Source organism: Enterovibrio qingdaonensis (genome assembly GCF_028683135.1).
GTDB lineage: Bacteria > Pseudomonadota > Gammaproteobacteria > Enterobacterales > Vibrionaceae > Enterovibrio > Enterovibrio qingdaonensis.
Genome location: NZ_JAJUBB010000026.1, coordinates 65418 through 71904, shown reverse-complemented (window position 1 = coordinate 71904; position 6487 = coordinate 65418). Strand labels below are relative to the sequence as shown.

Annotated in this window: 5 protein-coding genes and 1 tRNA gene; 5 read left to right on the top strand and 1 reads right to left on the bottom strand. The window is 45.4% G+C overall.

What is annotated here, in order from left to right; translation table 11 throughout:
* Positions 1–96 precede the first annotated feature (96 nt).
* Complete coding sequence (locus LRP49_RS22660; RefSeq protein ID WP_274145263.1) at positions 97–1053, bottom strand: DNA cytosine methyltransferase; 957 nt, start codon at positions 1051–1053, stop codon at positions 97–99.
* Between the two features lie 467 nt (positions 1054–1520).
* Here LRP49_RS22660 and LRP49_RS22655 point away from each other — a divergent pair.
* The 5 genes from LRP49_RS22655 to tssC all read left to right on the top strand — a co-directional run bounded on the left by LRP49_RS22655 (position 1521) and on the right by tssC (position 6446).
* Positions 1521–1611, top strand: a tRNA-Ser gene (locus LRP49_RS22655).
* Between the two features lie 895 nt (positions 1612–2506).
* A complete protein-coding gene (locus LRP49_RS22650) occupies positions 2507–3835 on the top strand; it encodes a type VI secretion system protein TssA (protein WP_274145261.1) in 1329 nt (442 codons plus the stop codon).
* A gap of 32 nt (positions 3836–3867) precedes the next feature.
* Entirely contained in the window at positions 3868–4386 is a 519-nt protein-coding gene (locus tag LRP49_RS22645) for an Hcp family type VI secretion system effector (protein WP_274145259.1), read from the top strand.
* 69 nt (positions 4387–4455) lie between these two features.
* Positions 4456–4965, top strand: coding sequence for a type VI secretion system contractile sheath small subunit (gene tssB / locus LRP49_RS22640; protein WP_274145258.1), 510 nt, complete (start codon positions 4456–4458; stop codon positions 4963–4965).
* Positions 4965–6446 (top strand): type VI secretion system contractile sheath large subunit, encoded by a 1482-nt coding sequence (gene tssC, locus LRP49_RS22635; RefSeq protein WP_274145256.1) that lies wholly within the window; start codon positions 4965–4967, stop codon positions 6444–6446. The genes tssB and tssC overlap by 1 nt, the downstream gene beginning before the upstream one ends.
* Positions 6447–6487: the final 41 nt, after the last annotated feature.

Genomic DNA, 6487 nt, shown 5'->3' with positions numbered 1-6487 from the left:
TGTCGAATGTGAACTGGATGCACTTTCGAGATGATAGAAAACGACGGACAGGGTGGAGAGAGGCAGTGACTTGGACCAAGTCACTGCACTTGATCGTTAGGCGGCTGCTTGGGAGTTTTTATCAGGTGATGTTACGGGCAATTCTTTGTCATAGAGTGCCGCAATGAGATGTTTTGCTACCGCTTTAATCACAGGTACTGCAACACTGTTTCCCGCTTGCTTCCTCAATTGGGTGTAGGAAACAACGATTTTGTAATCTTCTGGGAAGCCTTGAAGTCTCAAAAGCTCTCGCGCAGTTGGCCTTCTAATACCATTAACAAGAAGGTAGTTGTATGACGCTCCTGCTCTGAGCGCACATGAATAGGGCAAAGGAGACACGTTCCCTGACACGTTTTGATGCCAGATGCTTGGAACCGGAGCTTCTTTTTTCAAGTGCTTTAGTCGATTGTTTTTAATCTCTTCACTCACGAAGTAACCAGGTTCAACATCTTTGTCGTCTTCCAGTATTTCAGTGAGTGAATAGGCTTCCTCTCCTTTTGGAAAAGCGAATGTTTTTCCTTCATCAAGAAAACCAACGATAAAGGTACGCTCACGTTTCTGGGGCACGCCGAAATCCAGTGCGTTGAGCACGGTGTGGTGGACTTGATAGCCGAGATCTTCCAGCGTTTTCAATATCACCTTGAAGGTATTGCCTTTGTCATGGGACTTGAGCTGTTTTACGTTCTCCAGCATGAATGCCTTTGGCTTTTTTATCCGTAAAATTTCAGCGATGTTAAAAAAGAGGGTCCCACGAGTGTCTTCGAAGCCGTGCATTTTGCCAATAATGCTGAATGCTTGGCATGGGAAGCCACCGAGCAGTACATCATGATCGGGTATAGAATAGGGATCGATTTTGGTGATATCGCCGTGTGGCTTTTCGCCGAAATTGGCTTCATAAGTTGTTTGCGCGTGTTTGTCCCACTCTGAAGAGAAGACACACTCTCCACCTTGGGATTCGAATCCTAACCTTATTCCGCCAATCCCAGCAAAAAGATCGATAAATTTGAAAGACATAATTACCTGCAAGTCATGTCCGCGTGGGCTGCGGCATATACAAAAATTGGCAGTAACCTACCGTGCTTAACTTGATTTTGGGCACGATAAATCGAAATACAATGTAGTGTAAGTTCTACTTTGAAGCTGAAAGCCTCTGCAAAAAATGAGTGATAGACACTCTATGACCTAATACTCTCTGGTATCACTCTGTATCGAATACGATATCAAAGGAGAGTGGCCATTCTAGGGCGCAATAGTACCGTGATTTGTCTTAGCGACTCAAGGACAAGGGGCTCTTGTAGAGAAGGCGGGTCGGAGAATTTAGTGTCTTCAGATTTCGACATATTCTCAAAGGGTGTTTGGCGAGATTCTGGCGTGAAAAGTGGGCATGAAGCCATGATGGTTGATAAGTAAGCAAACGAGCGAGGATTTTCGAATTATCTATTTACACGCCTAAAGATGAGCAGTAGTATGCGTGTCTCTTCGGAGGGATGGCTGAGTGGTTGAAAGCACCGGTCTTGAAAACCGGCGTGCGTTTATAGCGCACCTAGGGTTCAAATCCCTATCCCTCCGCCAAATTAGAAAAAGCCCGCTCACTGAGCGGGCTTTTTCGTATCTGGAATAAACCTTGAAAGGAATAGGGTGAAGAACCCTAGACAGGGTTCAGCCGAGCGAAGCGAGACAAGGTTGCTCGGCGAAGCCGAAAAAGCAACGGCCCGAAGGGCAAGGGAGTGGAACGACCGAGTAAATCTCGATATTGTTTGTTTTGACTCCTCCAAATTAGATTAAGCCTGCTCACTGAGCGGGCTTTTTCGTATCTGAAATAATTATCTGGATAGGTATGTATATCCGAGGAAATAGGTTGAGGTTACATATTCAAAAACAGTTCATCGACTTTTACGTACTTAGTTACGTGAATTAAACGTTCCAATTCGAAATATTCATCAAAACGGAGGGCATGATTAGTCTCAATTCTCAACGAGAGAGTTGTTACTTCTATGTTGCTTGCAATGAGGGGATTTTGATAACCGCATGCGGCAAAGTTTTATATGTTTCCTACCAAATGTTCCGGCCATATTTTGAGTAAATGGCTCTAATCTGATTGAAATTCTAGATATCGCTCGATCTAACTACATGAAAGTAAGCGCACAAACATTGTGGTTATGAGTCTTGAGTCGCAATTTGATGGTTTATCTAACTAAGCGACAGATTTTCCATTTTGGGAACTAACGTTATGGAATGCTGTTTGGTTATGAAATATATGTAAATAAAATATGACTCATGCCTCACAAATGATACAGTCATGTTCTACAATCATGCTCTAATGCACCATCTTTAGGGAACTAAGAAACCAGTGATCCAATAAACCCTAGATGGAATAAGGGTTTAGAGGCTGTGATATAAAAAAATTGGCCGTTGTTAACACAGCAATACGGCTCAAAAAACGTATAGTTAGGGATCAAAAATTATCATGCTTTTCAAGGAAGAATTGAAAGCATCGCTTTCGACACCCATTTCTGATGAGTTGCCATGCGGTGACTACCTCAAAGCAGACCGATCAAGGTATCGGCCTTTACGAAACCAATTCAATGTAGCACAGACATCTCTGCGTAAACTTGCTCAAAACCCTGATGAGACAGAATTAGAATCGCTTGTTGAAGAGAATATCTCTAACTGGAACGCACTCTCTTCTTCGTTAATTGACGTTTTTAAAACCGAAAGTCGTGACATAGAACTTATCGGTTGGATGTTAGCGGCTCAGTTTGTTTTAGATGAGACTGGTGCGGGAGCTGCGAATGTGACCGCTTGGTTAGAACAGCTGGTGGAAGAAAGCTGGGATGTTTTAAACCCGCACTTAGCTGATTCATCTCTCGACGTGGATGGCGAAGAAGCAAAAAAGAAACAGTATGAAACCAAGATAAAAGCCTTCTTCCAAATATGTGGTGATAGCGAAGACAGTTGTTTGATCTATGGACCTCTATTGATGTTTCCCATTATAGGTGATGTCACATTTTTTAGGTACCAAAGTGCTGAGCGCAAAGGCGAAACCAATAAGCTTAAAAGCGAAATCGCGCCCTATATTCAGCAATCTAAACCTCAAGTTCAAATACTGGTCGAACACCTAGATGCAATGCGCCAATCTTGTTTGTCCATCTCTGCAAAAGTAAATGGTTATTCCAACCCTCTAGGGCTGCAAGGAATTAACTTCACTTTTGTTTTGTCGCTGTTAGGCAAGCTTCTCAATGCTATTCAATTTCTAACGGGTATTCAGCCATCACAACCGGCAGAAGAGATGCCAATACCTCCCGTTAGTGAATCTAATGAGGACGGGAATTTGAGTAATCACCCAGTTCTGCCAACAACCACTCACACCATTCAAACTTCGCAAGTTGCGACTGCGTTATTTGCCGATGTAGCCGCTTCTGCAAACATGAACCGAGATGCCGCATTTAAGCAACTAAGAGAGATTGCTGATTACTTCAGAACCTCTGAACCCCATAGCCCAGTCTCCTTTCTCCTAGAAAAAGCAATTCGCTGGGGCTATATGCCGTTACCAGAGTTGATGTCTGAACTTATGACAGACTCGAACACGGACCAAAGTCGGCTATTCAATCTGGCAGGATTGGACTCTGATTCTCAGGTACCTCTTCCTGCAACCAAAACCGTGTTAGCAGTACAGCAACCTGCTAGCACTCCACCAGTGAGTGAAAGCCGAGAGCCGGCTAAAGCTGCACCGGAATCTAGTGGAACACCTCAATCAAATGAGGGGAGTACTGGCTCAACAGGCTTGCGCTGGTAAAGCTTTAAATCTGTCAATCAAAAGGGAATGTTATGGCAAGTATCTACATGCGAATCGATGGTGTTGACGTTAAAGGTGGCGCGACGATCACTGGCTTAGATGGCACTGGATGGTTTGCACTGTCATCGTACAAGTGGGGTGGTGTGCGCAATGTACAGATGGACATTGGTAATGGTAACAACGCGGATTCAGGGATGGTTGCACTGAGTGAAGTGAAGATTACGAAGCAGACCGATGGCGCATCAGAAGATCTCCTTTCTTACCTGTTTAACCCTGGTAAAGAAGGCAAAACGGTTGAGATTGCATTTACGAAGCCTGAATCAGGCGGTCAAGGTGCAATCGTGTACTTCCAAATCAAGCTGTCTAACGCGCGCTTAGTGTCTTACACCGTAGAAGGTAACGACGGTGGTCAGCCACATGAAACGGTAAGTCTGGCGTATGTCGAGATTTCCCAAAAGCACAACTACGAGCTGGAAGACGGCGAGATGAAAGATGGCGGCATTGTGACTTACAACTTGCCACAAGGAAAACTGCTGTCTGGTGCTAAGTAATTAATAAGCGCCTGTTTATGTAGTCGGCGCTTTTTCTTAGTGACGTAAATTTGAAAATGGAATTGTGTTATGGCACTGAATGCACAACATAAACGCGTAAGTAAGAACCGAGTCAGCATTACTTATGATGTGGAAACAAATGGGGCTGTAGAGACCAAGGAACTGCCTTTCGTGGTTGGTGTCATTGGTGATTTCTCCGGTCACAAACCTGACTCAGACAAAGTGGATTTGGAAGAGCGTGAGTTTACAGGTGTTGATAAAGACAACTTTGATTCTGTGATGACTCAAATCCATCCTCAGCTTAGCTATAAAGTTGATAACAAATTGGCGGATGACGATAGCCAGTTTGAAGTGAACCTTAGCTTCCAATCTATGCGTGATTTTCATCCTGAAAGCTTGGTGGAGCAAATCGATCCATTGAAGCAATTGGTAGAGACGCGTAATCAACTCAAAGACTTGCTCAGCAAGGCTGATCGCTCTCGAGACCTTGAGCGCCTTCTAAAAGAAGTCCTTCAGAGCACAGATGCCATCCAAGGGTTGGCAGAAGAATTGGGTGTGAAAAAGGAGGGAGGTGAGTAATGTCTACTGAACAACAAGCCAGTCAAGCTGGCGCGGAAGCGGCGGAAGGCCAAGCGAGTTTTCTAGAACGCGCGATTACGGCAACAACACAAACACCAGCAGATACAACGAAAGAACTGCTGTCAAATCTGACCTCACAAGTGCTTGATGGAACGGTAACGTGGGATAAAAACCTCACGTTGACCATTGAGAAAGCGATCGTTGCCATTGATGGGAAGATCTCTGAGCAACTGCAATCTGTAATGAAGAACCAAGACTTCCAGAAGTTGGAAGGCACGTGGTTGGGGTTGCAGAAGTTAGTGAAAAACAGCGATCTTGGTCCAGACCTTAAAATCAAGCTGGCGGATTACACCAAGCAAGAACTACTTGAGCAATTTGAAGATGCACCTGCTATCGATCGCAGCCGTTTCTTCACCATGGTTTATCAAGAAGAGTTCGGCACAGCAGGTGGTCAGCCATATGGTGCGTTGATCGGCGACTACGACTTTGGTTATGGCGACGAAGATGTTGCGCTACTTCGCTATATGGGTGAGGTTGCTTCAGCCTCTCATGCACCGTTCGTCGCTGCAGCCAATGCAAGTATGTTCGATTTTGACTCTTTCCAGACCTTCCAAGAAGGTAAGCCTGTTGCTGCAGGTTTTGATTCGCCTGCCTATGCGAGCTGGAATGCTTTCCGAGCAAGTGATGACAGTCGCTATGTTGCACTGACTTTACCTAAAACACTTGCCCGTCTTCCCTATGGCGCAAACACCATTCCCGTTAAGTCTTTTGCTTTTGAAGAGCTCAAGTCCGGAGCGGATGGCACTCCCGTACCCGAGTCAGAAGATGACTTTGTATGGAGCAATGCAGCCTATGATTATGGCCTGAACCTAACCAATGCATATCGTCAATTTGGTTGGTGTACGGCGATTCGTGGCAACGATAATGGCGGTAAAGTTGAGAATCTTCCTAACTTTACTTACAAAAATGACGCGGGCGATCTTCTTCAGCAATGTCCAACAGAAGTGAATTTGACGGACGAACGTGAAAAAGAGCTAAGCGATCTTGGCTTCCTGCCTTTGGTTCATTACAAGAACACCAACTATGGTGTGTTCATGGGTGCGCAAACCGCCCATAAACCAAAGACCTACACTGACCCTGATGCAACGGCTAATGCCGCGATTTCTGCGCGCCTGCCATACACCATGGCAAGCAGCCGTATTGCTCACTTCCTGAAAGTGATGGGACGCGACAAAATTGGCTCTCATCTAGAAGCGTCGGATGTCGAGCGTGACTTGAATACTTGGATTCACCAGTACGTGAACCCGAATGCGATTGGTAACGAGGCGAAAGCTCGCCATCCTTTGGTGGAAGCCAAGGTGACGGTGCAAGAACAAGCCGGTAAGCCAGGTGCATATTCAGCCGTTGCGTACCTGCGTCCTTGGCTACAAATGGAAGAACTGACAACCTCCTTAAGGATGGTTGCCAATATTCCAGGTTAAGCCATTGCGGGGGTTCGCCCCTGCATTGGACGGGGACTACC

Excerpts from the sequence above, each read along its gene's own strand:
- tssC (WP_274145256.1), top strand. The coding sequence starts at position 4,965 with ATGTCTACTGAACAACAAGCCAGTCAAGCTGGCGCGGAAGCGGCGGAA.
- LRP49_RS22645 (WP_274145259.1), top strand. The coding sequence starts at position 3,868 with ATGGCAAGTATCTACATGCGAATCGATGGTGTTGACGTTAAAGGTGGC.
- LRP49_RS22660 (WP_274145263.1), bottom strand. The coding sequence starts at position 1,053 with ATGTCTTTCAAATTTATCGATCTTTTTGCTGGGATTGGCGGAATAAGG.
- LRP49_RS22650 (WP_274145261.1), top strand. The coding sequence starts at position 2,507 with ATGCTTTTCAAGGAAGAATTGAAAGCATCGCTTTCGACACCCATTTCT.
- tssB (WP_274145258.1), top strand. The coding sequence starts at position 4,456 with ATGGCACTGAATGCACAACATAAACGCGTAAGTAAGAACCGAGTCAGC.